The following is a 15889-nucleotide window of genomic DNA, read 5'->3' as shown; positions in this document are numbered from 1 at the left end:
ACGGAAACCAGGGAAGTCGGGGTGCACGGGAAAATGTGCGCCAGAATGGTAAGGTGCTCTGGCGCAAAAGTAAATTGTTCTACTGCATCACAATTTGATCGTTATCAGCGTCGTGCAGAATAGCGGCCAAGCTGTTCACGACACGCCTGCAGGCCACTGTAAATCGTCGGGCAATACCACATCAGCTTCAGACGCGCGCTGTGCTGCAACACATTGCGCACCAGCTGATTCACCTGCGGCTGCCAGTCTGTCGGGATCACCATATGATTTTTGCGGATCTGGGCCAGACAGCTGTGCATCACCGTTTGGTAATAGCTATCCAGCAAGGCCGCATCCACCGGCAGTTGCTGTTCACGCAGGAATTGTTCGCTGCTTTGGCGCGCAATAAAGTAGTTTTTCACATAGGAAAAATCGCGCGTGCTCTGCGACAACGAGGTCAGCATAAAGCGTTTGTAGTAGTAGCTTTGGCTAGTGCAATAAATATTACGCGCCTGCAGATAGAGCGCGAACATGTACGGTGCATCTTCATGGTTCTGGATCGGCAGAAACTGCAGCGCCAGTTGATCAATCAAGCGACGCGAAATGATGCTGCTCCACACTACGCGGTGCGCCGACTGATGCTGCATCAGCGTACGCAAGCTGGTGCTGCCGCCGGGCAATAATCCACTGACATGACGCTGGTGAATGGTTTGATAGTGGCGCTGCGCGGCGGGCAGATCGAAGAACATCTTTGCGCCAAAGCAGAACAGGTCAATATCCTCATGGCGCGCCTGCACGCGACGGAAGTCGGCAAACAAGTCGGTGGAGACAAAATCATCCGCATCCATGAAGTAAACAAAATCGCCGGTTGCTACAGCGAGCCCTTTCATACGCGCCGCGCTGACGCCGCCGCGCTCACCGCTCAGCAGCATCACCTGCGGGTGCTGGGCCGCAAACGCCGTTAGCCAGGCCACGCTGCTGTCGCTGGAGCCATCGTCGATAACAATGATTTGTTCCGGCGGCGATGACTGACGCAACAAAGAACTCATCGCTTCTGGCAGCCAGGGCGCGCAATTCCAGTTCGGTATGATGACCGAAACCGTAGGGATACGGTGAGATGACATCATGCTCATCCTCTTTCCTCAACGTTAAACAACGGAATTCTGAGACGCTTCAACACCACGCTGTGCAGCAGGCAGCAGACACCAAGATTGAATGCGCCAATCAAGCCGAGCCACAACAGGTTGATCCAGCGATTTTGATTCCACTCGATCGGCAAGAAAGTGCTCAACCAGGCGATGGCGGCGGATACCGCCCAAATTAGCATCACGTCGCGGGTTAACCAGGTGAAATGAATGCCCGGCGCGAAGCGGCGATGCACCAACCATGCCCAACCCACCAGATAGAAGATGTTTTGTCCCAGCCACAACCAACCGGTACCCAATGCGCCGTAGTGAACGGCACACCAGATGTTGAGCGGCACCAGCAGCACGGCAAAGCAGGTGAAGCCTTTCATGTGCAGCTTGAGGTTGCCGTTGATGTATTGCAGGTGATAGAGCAAGCCACAGATGGCCTGAATGCCGCTGCCCAATGCGTACAGGCTGAGAACAAACGACATCTCATCAACAATCTGACTCTTCTGCGTCCACGCCCACAGCAGCGGGCCAGCGTAACAGGCGATAGTAATGCTGAGCGGCGCCATAAAGATCGCCACCGCCTGCGTGGTGTAGCGATAGAGTTTCAGCGACTCCGCATCGCCCTCTTTACGGGTTTTCATGCCGGTCATGCGTGGCACAATCGCCTGCATGATCGGGCTGCTGAGCAGCAAAATGCCGGTCGCGGCCGTCGCCACCACGGTAAACGAACCGTATTCGCTCAGCGGCAACGTTTTGGAGAGCACCAATCGGTCGATTTGCGAAATAAAGGTCCACACCGCACTGGAGAATGCCGCGCTGAGGGCAAAGCGAATAAAGGGTTTCAGCACCTCTTTCAGATCGCCGCGCTTCTCTTTGCGCGCCGCTTTGGGAATCAGCTGGCAGGATTTGTAGATACAGCAGGCCGCTTCAGCAATCGACACCATCAGCTGCCAGATAAAGAACGCCAATACCGGATTGGAGAAGAACTGGATTACCAGCACCGCGCCGAAAGTGCGCAAGGTGGTGATGATCAAGTTGACGCCGTTCAGCCACACTTGATGTTCGAAGCCGACAATCACGCTGCGATACGGACTGGTGCGCCAGCGAATCGCGGCGGTGATCACCATAATCGCCACGGCAATCACCACATCACCCGCAGGCAGATGACGTGCATCCAGCCAGTGCGTGGCAATCCATGGCGTTGCCAGCCAACCCAATACCACCAGCACAATGGTGGAGCACAGGAAGAATTTGGTCAGCGTGGCAAACAGCGCCGGGAACCAGACGAACTCCGCCTGATTAGCACGATAACGCGCCGCTTCCCGCATTAAGGTAGTAGAAACACCGGCATCCAGTAATTGCAGCCAGGTTAATAAGATCGAAAAGAAGCCCACTAAACCGTAGGCTTCCATTCCTAAGTGTTGAATATAAAGTGGTACAACCAAAATACCTGACAGCGTCAGATAGATTTGACCAACATAGTTGGCAATCGCGTTACGTTTTATAGACATAGGTGTTTTGGCATCTGGGGATTATCTCAGTGGCCTTAAGCGTGACATAAAAGTATTCACGCGCACACCGGAGTTATTCTTAAAATTAACCTTGGTGCTAAGCGCCCAGCCTTTTTCTCATTTTCATGATAGCGAAATAGATGTCAGGTTGTTTCAACATAAGTTTTTCCATTGCACCTTTGGCCGGGAAGTTTTCCGCAAAGTAGGTTAATGCGTGGCGGGTATTATCTGAGAATTTCGCCGCGCCACTCAACTCCTGCATGACTAATTGTAATAAGCCGCTGCGTAAATAACTTTCGCGATAGCGGTTTCGCTCCGGAATATAGTGTGACAAACGCGTGAGTTTTTCATAATCAGTAATAAATTGCTGATAAGTTAAGCGCGGCGATGCATCGGCTTTGGTGGTCAGCGAGGCTTCGCTGGCGTAATCGAGCACCCACGCCGTTTGCGTATGCAGTAATCCGGCGAGCATCACATCCTGAATACGCGTCAGCGGCGCACCCACGCGGGCCAGGCCAGCACGCAAGATCACCGCAAAGCCGCCCTCCTGCCACCAGCGCTGCGCATGCAACTGTTGAAACAGCTGCAGAGACGAGTGTAAGCCGTTTGGCAGCTCGCGCTTTGCCAGCGAGACAATAAAGCAGTTCAGCTCTGGACGCTGGTCACTGAGCTTCGCCACGTCCTGCAGCAGGCTGGCCGGCAAGGCGTTGCGCTCCGCGCTGAACAGCAGGAAATCATCTTCAGCAGGCGTGCTGTGCGGGAAGGTTGGCAGCAATGAAGAAATAAGATGCGCGCCTGCGGCATCGGGTTGCAGCCAATAACACACCAGCTCTTCTTCTGGTTTAGGTGAGGGTGAGATGCGATTGAAGGTGGCAGGCACGACCTGCTGCTCAGTTAAATCCTGAGCAAATGAAGAACTACCCATATTTATCTCCCTAAGAATAAAGTAGCTTGCCGCAACGGCAGTTCACGCCACAAAACGCGGGCGTAAATAAATAAGTGAAATATCGTTATCGTGTTCTAGCGGAAATTAGCTCAACCAATTATAAACAGGCTTAGCGTTCTGATTCCAACGACGATCACCGTTGTTTTATCAATACAACTTTTAATTGTTCAGCATTGCTTTAGTAAAACGTAAATCAGGGCGCAAAAAGTAACAATATTTTTTTGAGACGAGCATGAGACCCGTCTTGTATTTAACATTTACTCGCGCCATCTCAACGGTTAGCTCAAATAAAAACCATAAATAAATAGAATAACTTTCATTCCCTCTAAGTTAAATCTGATTCCCAAACTTTAGAATAAATCAGAATCATCATTTTTCTTCTTTTATTTCAAAGTTCGCAACAACCTTCATCACAGGATGTTACGAGCTATGGGGATATGTTTCTTTATTGATACCTCAATTAAGGTCATGCATTAAGCGCTTTAACTAATGGCGCAGTAAAACGCGATGCAGTAACTGATATAACTGCTCGATTGCTCGAGTGCTTTTCAGATTAACCCTAAGCATCAATTCCGCTGGTTTTTATTCTTCCTTTATCTGTTCCGGACTATCCCATTTTGCGACTTAGGATTACCAGATAAATCATTTAAGCCTCGCTGCCTGCTCTGACAGTATTGAACACATCAGTTCTGAATATCAGATAATCAATAACTTTAAGTTATAAGGAGTGACCATGCGGATTATTACGCTGGCGGGCAGCCCTCGCTACCCTTCACGCTCTACTGCGCTGCTGAGCCTTTGCCAGCACGCGCTGGAAGCACGCGGCGTTGACGTGATTCCGTGGAATATTCACAACTTCCAGCCTGAAGATTTGCTCTATGCACGCTTCGATTCACCTGCCTTAGCCGCGTTGAAAGCTGATTTGGCGCTGGCAGATGGGGTGATTGTCGCCACGCCTATTTATAAGGCTTCGTTTTCCGGCGCACTGAAAACCCTGCTCGATCTGCTGCCAGAGCGCGCGCTGGAGCATAAAGTGGTGCTGCCACTGGCAAGCGGCGGCAGCGCGTCACATCTGCTGGCGGTGGATTACGCGCTGAAGCCGGTGCTGAATGCGCTGAAGGCGCAGGAAGTGTTGCACGGCGTGTTCGCCACTGACAGCCAGATTACTGATTACGATCGCCAGCCGCTGCTCGATCCGCTGCTGTCGCAACGCATTGACGAGGCGCTGGATACCTTCTGGCACGCGCTGCATCGTCGCCACCAACCTTACGCACAAGCGGTATAAAGGAAGAGAGATGAAAAGGATATTGACGGGTTTACTTATGCCAGCCGTAGCGGCACTGCTCACCTTGAGCGTAAGCGCCCAGGCCGCCGATGCACCCGAACAGTTGCGCATCGGTTATCAGAAAGGCTCAGTGAGCATGGTTTTGGCGAAAACCCACAAGCTGCTGGAGCAGCGCTTCCCGCATACCAACATCAAGTGGGTGGAATTCCCGGCTGGCCCGCAAATGCTAGAAGCGCTTAACGTCGATAGCATCGATTTGGGCAGCACCGGCGACATCCCGCCGCTGTTTGCCCAAGCTGCGGGTGCCGATCTGCTTTATGTTGGTTCGGAACCGCCGAAGCCACAGGCCGAAGTGATTCTGGTGCCGAAAGATAGCCCGATTCACAGCGTGGCCGAACTGAAAGGCCACAAAGTGGCGTTCCAGAAAGGCTCCAGCTCGCACAACTTGCTGTTGCGTGCGCTGGAACAGGCCGGATTGAGCTTTAAAGATATTCAGCCAACCTATCTGACGCCCGCCGATGCACGCGCCGCGTTCCAGCAAGGTGACGTCGATGCCTGGGCGATTTGGGATCCTTACTACTCAGCCGCCCTACTGCAAGGCAACGTGCGCGTGCTGGCCGATGGCAGCAAACTCAATCAAACCGGTTCCTTCTATTTAGCCACGCGCAAATACACCGAGGCGAACGGCGCCTTCGTGCAGCAGGTACTGAATACCTTCAGCGACGCCGATGCATTAACGCGCAGTCAGCGCGACCAGAGTATCGATCTGCTGGCAAACGCCATGGGCTTACCGAAACCGGTGATTGCCAGCTATCTCGACCATCGTCCACCCACCACCATTACGCCGGTCAGCGCCCATACCGCGCAGGCCCAACAGCAAACGGCCGATCTGTTTTATGCCAATCATCTGATGCCGGTAAAAGTGAATATCGCTGACCGCATCTGGCATCCACAATCCGCCCAGCCCAAAGGAAATTAATCATGAGCGTATCCGTATTTTGGTTTCTCCCGACGCACGGCGATGGTCACTATCTTGGCACAGCGGAAGGTTCGCGCCCGGTTGATCATGGTTACCTGCAACAGATTGCGCAGGCAGCGGATCGCCTTGGCTTCGGCGGCGTGCTGATCCCCACCGGCCGCTCCTGTGAAGATGCCTGGCTGGTGGCAGCATCACTGATTCCGGTGACGCAGCGTCTGCGTTTCCTCGTTGCACTGCGACCGGGCGTGATTTCGCCGACGCAAGCGGCGCGTCAGGCCGCCACGCTGGATCGTCTGTCGAATGGTCGCGCGCTGTTTAATCTGGTTACCGGCGGCGATCCGGAAGAGTTGGCCGGCGATGGCGTGTTCCTCGATCACCGCGAACGCTATGAAGAATCGGCCGAGTTTACCCGCGTCTGGCGTCGCGTTAGCGAAGGCGAAACCGTCGATTACGAAGGCAAGCATGTGAAGGTGCGCGCTGCGCGTCTGATGTTTAAAGCGGTGCAGGAACCGCGTCCTCCGCTGTGGTTTGGCGGATCGTCGGATGCCGCGCAGGATCTGGCCGCCGAGCAGGTTGATGTTTATCTCACCTGGGGCGAACCGCCCGCCTTAGTTAAAGAGAAGATTGAGCAAGTGCGCGCCAAAGCGGCAGCGCAAGGCCGCACCGTGCGCTTCGGGATTCGTCTGCACGTGATTGTGCGTGAAACCAATGAAGAAGCGTGGCAAGCGGCGGATCGCCTGATTGCCCATCTTGATGATGCCACCATTGCTAAAGCGCAGGCCGCGTTTGCGCGCACCGATTCGGTGGGCCAACAGCGCATGGCGGCACTGCACGGCGGACGTCGCGACAAGCTGGAGATCAGCCCAAATCTGTGGGCCGGTGTCGGTCTGGTACGCGGCGGCGCAGGCACCGCGTTAGTGGGCGATGGCCCAACCGTGGCGGCGCGCATGCAGGAGTATCAGGATCTCGGCATCGAGACCTTTATTCTCTCCGGCTATCCGCATCTGGAAGAGGCTTATCGCGTGGGCGAGTTGCTGTTCCCGCACCTCGATCTGGCGATTCCGGAAGTACCGAGGCCGCGTGTGGTACAAGCGCACGGTGAAGCGGTGGCTAACGATTTCACGCCGCAAAAAGTGTCACAGAGCTAAAGGAGCCGATCATGGCGAACGTTAAAACCAAGCTGAGTAATGCCGTGCTGCCCTGGGTTTTGCCAGTGGTGCTGATTGCGGTGTGGCAACTGGCATCGCAAGTGGGTTGGCTGTCGACGCGCATTTTGCCGTCGCCAGAAAATATCCTCATCACCTTCTGGAAACTGACTGCCAGCGGTGAACTGTGGCAAAACCTGGCGATCAGCAGCTGGCGTGCCGCCATCGGTTTCTCCATTGGCGGCTCGATTGGTTTGATTCTGGGATTGATTACCGGCACCTCGCGCGTCGGTGAACGCTTGCTGGATACCTCGGTGCAAATGCTGCGTAACGTGCCGCATCTGGCGCTGATTCCGCTGGTGATTTTGTGGTTTGGCATCGACGAATCCGCCAAAATTTTCCTCGTGGCGCTGGGCACCTTGTTCCCGATTTACCTCAACACGTATCACGGCATTCGTAACATTGATCGGGGTTTAGTTGAGATGGCGCGCAGCTACGGCTTGTCTGGCTGGAGCCTGTTCATTCAGGTGATTCTGCCGGGTGCGCTGCCTTCGATTATGGTTGGCGTACGTTTTGCCCTTGGCCTGATGTGGCTGACGCTGATTGTGGCCGAAACCATTTCCGCTAACTCCGGCATTGGTTATCTGGCGATGAACGCGCGTGAATTCCTGCAAACCGACGTGGTGGTCGTTGCCATCATTCTCTATGCCCTGCTCGGCAAACTCGCCGACGTTGCGGCACAACTGCTGGAGCGCGTCTGGCTGCGCTGGCATCCGGCCTACCAATTGAAGGAGAACGCATGAGCAACGTAACCCTGAATCCGGCGCGTTTAAATCGCGGTACGCCGGTGGGTGTGAATGGCGTCAGCAAGCAATATGGCGACCGCACCATCCTGAATAATATCGATCTGCACATTCCCTCCGGACAGTTTGTCGCCGTCGTCGGCCGCAGCGGCTGCGGGAAAAGTACCTTGCTGCGTCTGCTGGCGGGACTCGAATCGACCACGCGCGGTGAGTTACTGGCGGGCAATGCGCCGTTATCCGAGGCACGCGAAGATACGCGTTTGATGTTCCAGGATTCACGCTTGCTGCCGTGGAAAAAGGTGATTGATAACGTTGGGCTGGGACTGAAAGGCCGCGAATGGCGCGCCGCCGCGCTGGACGCGCTGGAAGCCGTGGGATTGGCGGATCGCGCCAACGAGTGGCCTGCCGCGTTGTCCGGCGGACAGAAACAGCGTGTGGCGCTGGCACGTGCGCTGATTCATCGCCCAGGTTTGCTGCTGCTCGATGAGCCGCTCGGTGCGCTGGATGCGTTGACGCGCATCGAAATGCAGGGATTGATTGAGTCGCTGTGGCAACAGCATAACTTTACCGTGCTGCTGGTGACGCACGATGTCAGCGAAGCGGTGGCGATTGCCGATCGCGTACTTTTGATTGAGGAAGGCCAGATTGGCCTGGATTTGATCGTCGATTTGCCACGCCCACGCCGTCGCGGATCGGCACGTCTGGCGGAACTGGAAGCGGAAGTGCTGGATCGGGTGATGAAGCGGGGCTCGTCGGAACAGCCGTTGAAGTTTGCGCAGCAGAGTTAATGATAGAGGTCGCCTTAAATGGCGACCCCATGGTTACTTTTACGCATTCAACGCTTTGGTGATCTTCTCGTACAGATCGCCAGACAGCTTATCCAGCCCTTTCAAGGTTTCCAGCGCCTTACGCATCAGCGCCTGACGATCGGCATCGTAGCGTTTCAGGCGAATCAGCGGCTCGATCATGCGTGCAGCCACTTGCGGGTTGCGCGTGTTGAGATCGGTCAACATCTCCACCAGGAACTGATAACCGCTGCCATCTTTGGCATGGAACGCCGCTGGATTGCCTGAGGCAAACGCACCAATCAGTGAACGGATACGGTTCGGGTTGCCCATGGTGAACGAACGGTGATTCAGCAGCTTACGCACGTTGCTCAGCACATCCGCCGCTGGGCTGGTGGCTTGCAGCACAAACCATTTATCCATCACCAAACCATCCTGATGCCAGCGCTCATCATAGGCCGCCAGCAGTGAATTGCGGCACGGCAGGTTCGCCGCTACCGCTGCAGCCAGCGCCGCTAATGCGTCGGTCATATTATTCGCCTGCTGATATTGCGCTTGCACCAGCTTGTCGGCCTGTGCCGCATCGGCAAACGCCAGATAGCCGAGGCAGACGTTTTTCAGCGTGCGCTTGCCAATCTCCGCATGCTCAATTTTGTATTCGCTGCTTTGGTTGGCCAGATAGAGCGCAAAGAATTCGTCACTCAACTCTTTAGCCAGCGTGCGCACCAGCGCATCGCGCACCGCCGAAATCGCCAGCGGATCGATAACATCAAACAGCTCGGCGATTTCATTTTCAGACGGCAGCGACAGAATCAACGCTTTCAACGCTGGGTCACCCTGCTCATCCAGCAATACCGCGCGGAACGCATCGGCCACATGTAGCGGCAGCGACAGCGGCTGGCCCTGCTGATGACGCGCGACGTTGAGGCGAATGTAGGTTGCCAGCAGGCTTTGTGCCGCGTCCCAGCGCGCGAAGTCGTTGCGTGCGTGGCGCATCAGGAAGGTGAGTTGTGCATCGCTCCATTTGTAGTCGAGCTTCACTGGCGCAGAGAATTCACGCAGCAGCGACGGCACCGGCTGGAAATAAACGTTATCGAAAATAAAGGTCTGGAACTCTTCGGTAACGTTCAGCACGTGATGCACCGGATGACCATTATGCTGCAGCGGAATCACTTTGCCTTCGTTATCGTACAGTTCGATATCCAGTGGAATGTGCAGCGGCAGCTTCTCTTTCTGCTCGGCGGTGGCCGGCGTGCGCTGAGTGACGTGCAGCGTGTATTGCTCCAGCTCTGGATTGTAGTCATCACGCACCGTCAGAATTGGCGTGCCAGCCTGGCTGTACCAGCGACGGAATTGTGACAGGTCAACGTTCGACGCATCTTCCATCGCCTGCACGAAATCATCGCAGGTGGCGGCGCTGCCGTCGTGACGTTCGAAATAGAGTTGCATGCCTTTCTGGAAGTTCTCTTCGCCCAGCAAGGTGTGCATCATGCGGATCACTTCTGAACCTTTTTCATAAACCGTTAAGGTGTAGAAGTTGTTCATCTCGATCACCTGATCCGGACGGATCGGATGCGCCATTGGGCTGGCGTCTTCCGCGAACTGCGCACCGCGCATTACGCGTACGTTATCGATGCGGTTCACCGCACGTGAACCCAGATCGGAGCTGAACTCCTGATCGCGGAACACCGTCAGACCCTCTTTCAGGCTGAGCTGGAACCAGTCGCGGCAGGTCACGCGGTTGCCGGTCCAGTTGTGGAAATATTCGTGACCGATAACCGCTTCAATACCGAGGTAATCTTTGTCGGTGGCGGTTTCGGCTTTCGCCAGTACATATTTGGAGTTGAAGACGTTGAGGCCTTTGTTCTCCATCGCGCCCATATTGAAGAAATCCACCGCGACAATCATAAAGATGTCGAGGTCGTACTCGAGGTTAAAGCGCTCTTCATCCCACTTCATGCTGGCTTTCAGCGAGGTCATTGCCCAATCGGCACGATCGAGATTGCCACGATCGACAAAGATCTCCAGCGCCACATCGCGGCCTGAACGCGTGGTAAAGCTGTCGCGTAGCACATCGAAATCACCCGCCACCAGCGCAAACAGATAACATGGTTTCGGGAACGGATCTTGCCACTTCACCCAATGGCGGCCATCTTCATGGCGGCCGCTCTCCAGCTTGTTGCCGTTGGAGAGTAAATAAGGATAACGCGCGGCATCGGCAATGATGGTGGTGGTGAAGCGCGCCAGCACGTCCGGGCGATCGAGATACCACGTAATGTGGCGGAAACCTTCGGCTTCGCATTGGGTACAGAGCGCCTCGCCAGATTGGTATAACCCTTCCAGCGCGGTGTTTTTATCCGGATGAATGTCATTAATGATGGTCAGAGTGAAGTTATCCGGTAGCTGGCTGATGAACAACGCGCCCTCTTCTTCGCGGTAATGCAACCACGTATTGCCATCCACCGCCAGCGATACCAGCGTAAGATCTTCACCATCCAGACGCAGTTCCGCATCGGCAGCGCCAATGCGCTTCACCTGACTGACCGCCGTAACGCGCGTCGAAGCTGCATCCAGATCAAAAGTCAGGTCGATATCGGTAATGGTGTAATCCGGCGCACGGTAGTCGTGGCGATATTTAATTTGCGGCTGTTGCGTCATAAGTCCTTCTCGCATCGTTATTCGTTAATATGTTGACCCGTCAAAGTCTAAGCGGGTTGTGCCTCGGTTGCCACGGTCAATGCGTGCGTTCGTTGAAAAGGCTACAATTCATTAACAATGGCACAAATGACCCTCGACCTGCCACCCGCAATTATGGTGTGATCGCGGTCATTACTGTTTTATACTCCTGCGTCTTTATGACTTTATTGAACACCGGGCTTTGCTCCGCGGAAGAGGATGCTGAAACGCACCATGACTGGACATGCTTCCCCGATTTTGACCACGCTGCTTGATACCGATGCGTACAAGCTTCATATGCAGCAGGCCGTCTATCATCGCTATTATGATGTCCCGGTTACGGCGGAATTTCGCTGCCGTGGCGACGAACTGCTCGGTATTTATGCGGATGAGATCCGCGCACAAATTGAAACCCTGCAAACGCTCGCCCTGAGCGACGATGAGTATCACTATCTCAGCGGGCTGCCTTTCTTCCAGAGCGATTACCTTAACTGGCTGCGTCAGTTCCGCCTCGATCCGTCACAAGTCAACGTGCGTAATAACAACGGCCATCTGACGATTCAGATCAGCGGGCCGTGGCGTGAAGTGATTCTGTGGGAAGTGCCGCTGCTGGCGCTGATCAGTGAGGTGGTGCATCGCCATCGCACACCGCAAATGGGTGTGGATCAGGCCGTTGCGCACTTGCAGCATAAGCTGGTGGATTTCCGTCAGCAGGTTGGCGATTTGGATATGTCACGCTTCCAGCTGATGGATTTTGGCACGCGTCGCCGCTACTCCAAAGCGGTGCAGGAAGCGATTGTCGCGACGCTTAAAGCGGAGTTTCCGTGGCTGGTGGGCACCAGCAACTACGATTTGGCGCGCCGCCTGCAGCTAAATCCGGTAGGTACGCAAGCGCACGAATGGTTCCAGGCGCACCAGCAAATCAGCCCGGTATTGGCGAACAGCCAACGTGCGGCACTGCAATCCTGGCTGGACGAGTATGACGATCAATTAGGTATCGCCCTGACTGACTGCATCACCATGGATGCCTTCCTGCGCGACTTTGGTCCCGGTTTTGCTCATCGTTACCAAGGCCTACGCCATGACTCTGGCGATCCGGTGGAATGGGGTGAAAAAGCCATTGCGCACTATCAGCGGCTGGATATCGATCCAAAAAGCAAAACGCTGGTGTTCTCGGATAACCTCAATCTGGACAAAGCGCTAGCACTTTATCGTCACTTCGGCCAACGGGCAAATGTGGTGTTCGGTATCGGAACGCGCTTGTCCTGCGATATTCCTGGCGTGACGCCGCTGAATATCGTGATCAAACTGGTGAGCTGCAATGGCAAACCGGTAGCAAAACTCTCCGACAGTCCCGGCAAAACCATTTGCCAGGATAAAGCCTTCGTGCGCGCCTTGCGCAAAGCCTTCGATCTGCCGCTGGTTAAAAGAGCCAGCTGATTCTTATTGCAGGGTGCTTGCACCCTGCTCTCACGCAACAAATCTCCTGTTTACACGGCAATTTTGCTTGTTTCCTGTCGGCTCGCAAGTAACATAGCAAAACCCTGAAAAAGGGCTTTTATCCACCTTCTTTTATATATAGAGAGAACTTTATGAGCGTTGTGCCTGTAGCGGATGTACTGCACGGCCGTGTCGCGGTTGACAGTGAAGTCACCGTACGTGGTTGGGTGCGTACCCGAAGAGATTCCAAAGCTGGTCTTTCCTTTATCGCCGTTTACGACGGTTCCTGCTTTAATCCCGTTCAGGCCGTCGTCAATAATTCTCTGAATAATTATCAGGACGAAGTGCTGCGTCTGACCACCGGTTGCTCGGTAATCATTACCGGTAAAGTGGTCGAATCGCCAGGCGAAGGCCAGGCCTTCGAGCTGCAGGCAACCAAGGTTGAAGTTACCGGTTGGGTTGACGATCCGGATACTTATCCGATGGCGGCGAAACGTCACAGCATCGAATACCTGCGTGAAGTGGCGCACCTGCGTCCGCGCACCAACCTGGTGGGCGCCGTGGCGCGCGTGCGTCATACGCTGGCGCAGGCGCTGCATCGCTTCTTCCACGAAAACGGCTATTTCTGGGTTTCGACTCCGCTGATCACCGCTTCGGATACCGAAGGTGCCGGCGAGATGTTCCGCGTTTCGACGCTGGATCTGGAAAATCTGCCGCGCGATCCGCAGGGCAAAATCGATTTCGATAAAGACTTCTTCGGTAAAGAAGCGTTCCTGACCGTATCCGGCCAGCTCAACGCAGAAACTTATGCCTGTGCGCTCTCAAAGGTGTACACCTTTGGTCCGACTTTCCGCGCAGAAAACTCCAACACCAGCCGCCATCTGGCGGAATTCTGGATGCTGGAGCCGGAAATTGCTTTTGCGACGCTGGATGATGCCGCAGCTCTGGCTGAATCTATGCTGAAATACGTGTTCCAGGCCGTTCTCAACGAACGTGCTGATGACATGGCCTTCTTTGCCGAGCGTGTTGATAAAGATGCGATTGCGCGTCTCGAACGGTTCGTGACTACCGACTTTGCTCAGGTGGATTACACCGATGCGGTTGATATTCTGCTGAAAAGCGGTCAGACCTTCGAAAACCCGGTTTCATGGGGCGTGGATCTGTCATCAGAACACGAGCGTTACCTCGCAGAGCAGCATTTTAAAGCGCCAGTGGTAGTGAAAAACTATCCGAAAGACATTAAAGCCTTCTATATGCGTATGAACGAAGATGGCAAAACCGTGGCGGCGATGGATGTTCTCGCACCGGGCATCGGTGAAATCATCGGTGGTTCACAGCGTGAAGAGCGTCTGGATGTGCTGGATGCGCGTCTGGCAGAAATGGGCCTCAATAAAGAAGATTATTGGTGGTATCGTGACCTGCGTCGTTACGGCACCGTGCCACATGCTGGCTTCGGATTAGGTTTCGAACGATTAATCGCCTATGTCACCGGCGTACAAAATGTAAGGGATGTTATCCCCTTCCCACGTACGCCACGCAACGCGAATTTCTAAATTTAGCAATTAATTATAAGTAATTCATATATATAAAGAGGTCGGCCCAGCCGGCCTTTTTTTATTTTTGTAAATTTAGAGTTCTCTCACAAAGTTCCCGATATTTTACATTTTGTAATACATATTTTCCTTTTGATACCTAATCGAGAGATTTGAATCATTTTCGGGCTAGAATTAGCAACCCTGTGATGGAAAGATGCGTGCAGACACAGGAGACATCAAACTTCTTTCAAGGTTCTGTAAAGATTTCTTGGCAGCAGTGGCAGATGTCCAAATAACTCCAATGAGGGTAATAAATAATGATGAAGCGCAACATTCTTGCAGTGGTTATTCCAGCTCTGTTAGCTGCTGGTGCAGCAAACGCAGCAGAAATTTATAATAAAGACGGCAACAAACTGGACCTGTACGGTAAAGTCGATGCGCGCCACACTTTCTCTGATAATGCCAGCAGCGATGGCGATGCAACGTATGTTCGCTTCGGTTTCAAAGGTGAAACTCAGATTAATGACCAACTGACCGGTTACGGCCAGTGGGAATACAACATTCAGGCTAACAACTCTGAAGGCGCTAGCGATGCTCAAAATGGCAACAAAACCCGTCTGGGCTTTGCCGGTCTGAAAATTGCCAATGTTGGTTCGTTCGACTATGGCCGTAACTACGGTGTAGGTTACGACCCACTGGCATGGACCGACGTTCTGCCAGTATTCGGTGGTGACTCGGGTTACTCTGATAACTTCATGGTTGGTCGTTCTAATGGTCTGGCAACTTACCGTAACAACGATTTCTTTGGTCTGGTTGATGGACTGGCATTTGCTGTTCAGTATCAGGGCAAAAATGAAGAAGGCACTAACGCTAACAGCCGTAGCCTGAGCCGTGCTAATGGCGACGGTTGGGGTACTTCTCTGACTTATACCTCTGACATCGGTGTTGGCGTTTCTGCTGCATACACCTCTTCAGACCGTACCAATGGCCAGGAAGCGTCCTTCTATGGCAACGGCAGCAAAAAAGCTGATGCATGGTCAACCGCTCTGAAATATGATGCGAACAACGTATACCTGGCAGCAATGTACGGTGAAACCCGTAATTCAACCTGGATTTCAACTGATGCTACCGATATTGCTCCAGCCCGAGGCGGCGCAATCAATAAAGAGCAGAAGTTCGAAGCAGTTGCTCAGTACCAATTCGACTTCGGTCTGCGTCCATCCCTGGCATACGTCCAGTCTAAAGGTAAGGACATCGAGACCTGGGGTGATCAAGACATCTATAAATACGTTTCTGTTGGCGCGTACTACTACTTCAACAAAAACATGTCTACCTATGTTGATTATCAAATCAACCTGATGGACGAAAACGACTTCACCCGCGCGGCTGGCATCTCTACTGATGACACCGTTGGTGTCGGTCTGGTTTACCAGTTCTAATCACCCGATTAGATTTGCGTAATACCTAAAAACGGAGCCTTCGGGCTCCGTTTTGCATTTCAGTGATCGGCTTCGCAATTAGCTTTTCTACTTTATCCTGCCGACATATTTCTTTTTTATATCAGCGGTTGGCAAGCGTGCCGACTGACGTTAACCTGATAGCTCATTTCGCTAAAGTTCACCCAAACGGAACTGACTCATGTTTGAATCGATCTCTGCCGCACCCGCCG

At 53.7% G+C, this 15889-nt stretch carries 12 protein-coding genes; 8 read left to right on the top strand and 4 right to left on the bottom strand.

Annotation, left to right across the window (positions count from 1 at the left end):
* Nucleotides 1–104: 104 nt before the first annotated feature.
* The 3 genes from RTM06_RS06630 to RTM06_RS06620 form a co-directional block, all read right to left on the bottom strand.
* The gene (locus RTM06_RS06630; RefSeq protein ID WP_312180819.1) at nucleotides 105–1106 is read right to left on the bottom strand and encodes a glycosyltransferase; all 1002 of its coding nucleotides are present in this window, start codon (nucleotides 1104–1106) and stop codon (nucleotides 105–107) included.
* A 2-nt stretch (nucleotides 1107–1108) separates the two neighbouring features.
* Nucleotides 1109–2626: an oligosaccharide flippase family protein gene (locus RTM06_RS06625; RefSeq protein ID WP_312180817.1), complete on the bottom strand. Its 1518-nt coding sequence runs from the start codon at nucleotides 2624–2626 to the stop codon at nucleotides 1109–1111.
* 97 nt (nucleotides 2627–2723) lie between these two features.
* Nucleotides 2724–3551 (bottom strand): hypothetical protein, encoded by an 828-nt coding sequence (locus tag RTM06_RS06620; protein WP_312180815.1) that lies wholly within the window; start codon nucleotides 3549–3551, stop codon nucleotides 2724–2726.
* 754 nt (nucleotides 3552–4305) lie between these two features.
* On the opposite strand from RTM06_RS06620, the gene ssuE reads away from it, so the two are divergent.
* From ssuE to ssuB, 5 genes are read left to right on the top strand one after another with little or no spacing between them, the layout of a single operon-like run.
* Nucleotides 4306–4857 carry an NADPH-dependent FMN reductase gene (ssuE, locus tag RTM06_RS06615; RefSeq protein WP_256696109.1) on the top strand — a complete coding sequence of 184 codons (552 nt, stop codon included), beginning with the start codon at nucleotides 4306–4308 and terminating at the stop codon, nucleotides 4855–4857.
* A 10-nt stretch (nucleotides 4858–4867) separates the two neighbouring features.
* Nucleotides 4868–5836, top strand: a complete 969-nt coding sequence (locus RTM06_RS06610; RefSeq protein WP_061717113.1) for a sulfonate ABC transporter substrate-binding protein — start codon at nucleotides 4868–4870, stop codon at nucleotides 5834–5836.
* Between the two features lie 2 nt (nucleotides 5837–5838).
* A complete protein-coding gene (gene ssuD / locus RTM06_RS06605; protein WP_312180811.1) occupies nucleotides 5839–6984 on the top strand; it encodes an FMNH2-dependent alkanesulfonate monooxygenase in 1146 nt (381 codons plus the stop codon).
* An 11-nt stretch (nucleotides 6985–6995) separates the two neighbouring features.
* Complete coding sequence (ssuC, locus tag RTM06_RS06600) at nucleotides 6996–7784, top strand: aliphatic sulfonate ABC transporter permease SsuC (protein ID WP_256696108.1); 789 nt, start codon at nucleotides 6996–6998, stop codon at nucleotides 7782–7784.
* A complete protein-coding gene (ssuB, locus tag RTM06_RS06595) occupies nucleotides 7781–8572 on the top strand; it encodes an aliphatic sulfonates ABC transporter ATP-binding protein (protein ID WP_312180809.1) in 792 nt (263 codons plus the stop codon). Before ssuC ends, ssuB begins: the two co-directional genes overlap by 4 nt.
* Before the next feature lie 39 nt (nucleotides 8573–8611).
* On the opposite strand, the gene pepN is transcribed toward ssuB, so the two are convergent.
* Nucleotides 8612–11227, bottom strand: a complete 2616-nt coding sequence (gene pepN / locus RTM06_RS06590; RefSeq protein ID WP_312180807.1) for an aminopeptidase N — start codon at nucleotides 11225–11227, stop codon at nucleotides 8612–8614.
* 252 nt (nucleotides 11228–11479) lie between these two features.
* On the opposite strand from pepN, the gene pncB reads away from it, so the two are divergent.
* From pncB to ompC, 3 genes are all read left to right on the top strand, one after another.
* Nucleotides 11480–12685 carry a nicotinate phosphoribosyltransferase gene (pncB, locus tag RTM06_RS06585; protein ID WP_312180888.1) on the top strand — a complete coding sequence of 402 codons (1206 nt, stop codon included), beginning with the start codon at nucleotides 11480–11482 and terminating at the stop codon, nucleotides 12683–12685.
* 152 nt (nucleotides 12686–12837) lie between these two features.
* Nucleotides 12838–14238 carry an asparagine--tRNA ligase gene (gene asnS / locus RTM06_RS06580; protein WP_256696105.1) on the top strand — a complete coding sequence of 467 codons (1401 nt, stop codon included), beginning with the start codon at nucleotides 12838–12840 and terminating at the stop codon, nucleotides 14236–14238.
* A gap of 299 nt (nucleotides 14239–14537) precedes the next feature.
* Nucleotides 14538–15659 carry a porin OmpC gene (gene ompC, locus RTM06_RS06575; protein ID WP_305961170.1) on the top strand — a complete coding sequence of 374 codons (1122 nt, stop codon included), beginning with the start codon at nucleotides 14538–14540 and terminating at the stop codon, nucleotides 15657–15659.
* The last annotated feature ends 230 nt before the right edge of the window (nucleotides 15660–15889 follow it).

Origin of the sequence: Pantoea sp. CTOTU46764, assembly GCF_031974595.1 — a bacterium.
GTDB lineage: Bacteria > Pseudomonadota > Gammaproteobacteria > Enterobacterales > Enterobacteriaceae > Pantoea > Pantoea trifolii.
Note: the sequence above shows the minus strand (reverse complement) of the source record. Positions and strands in the feature narration are given on the sequence as shown.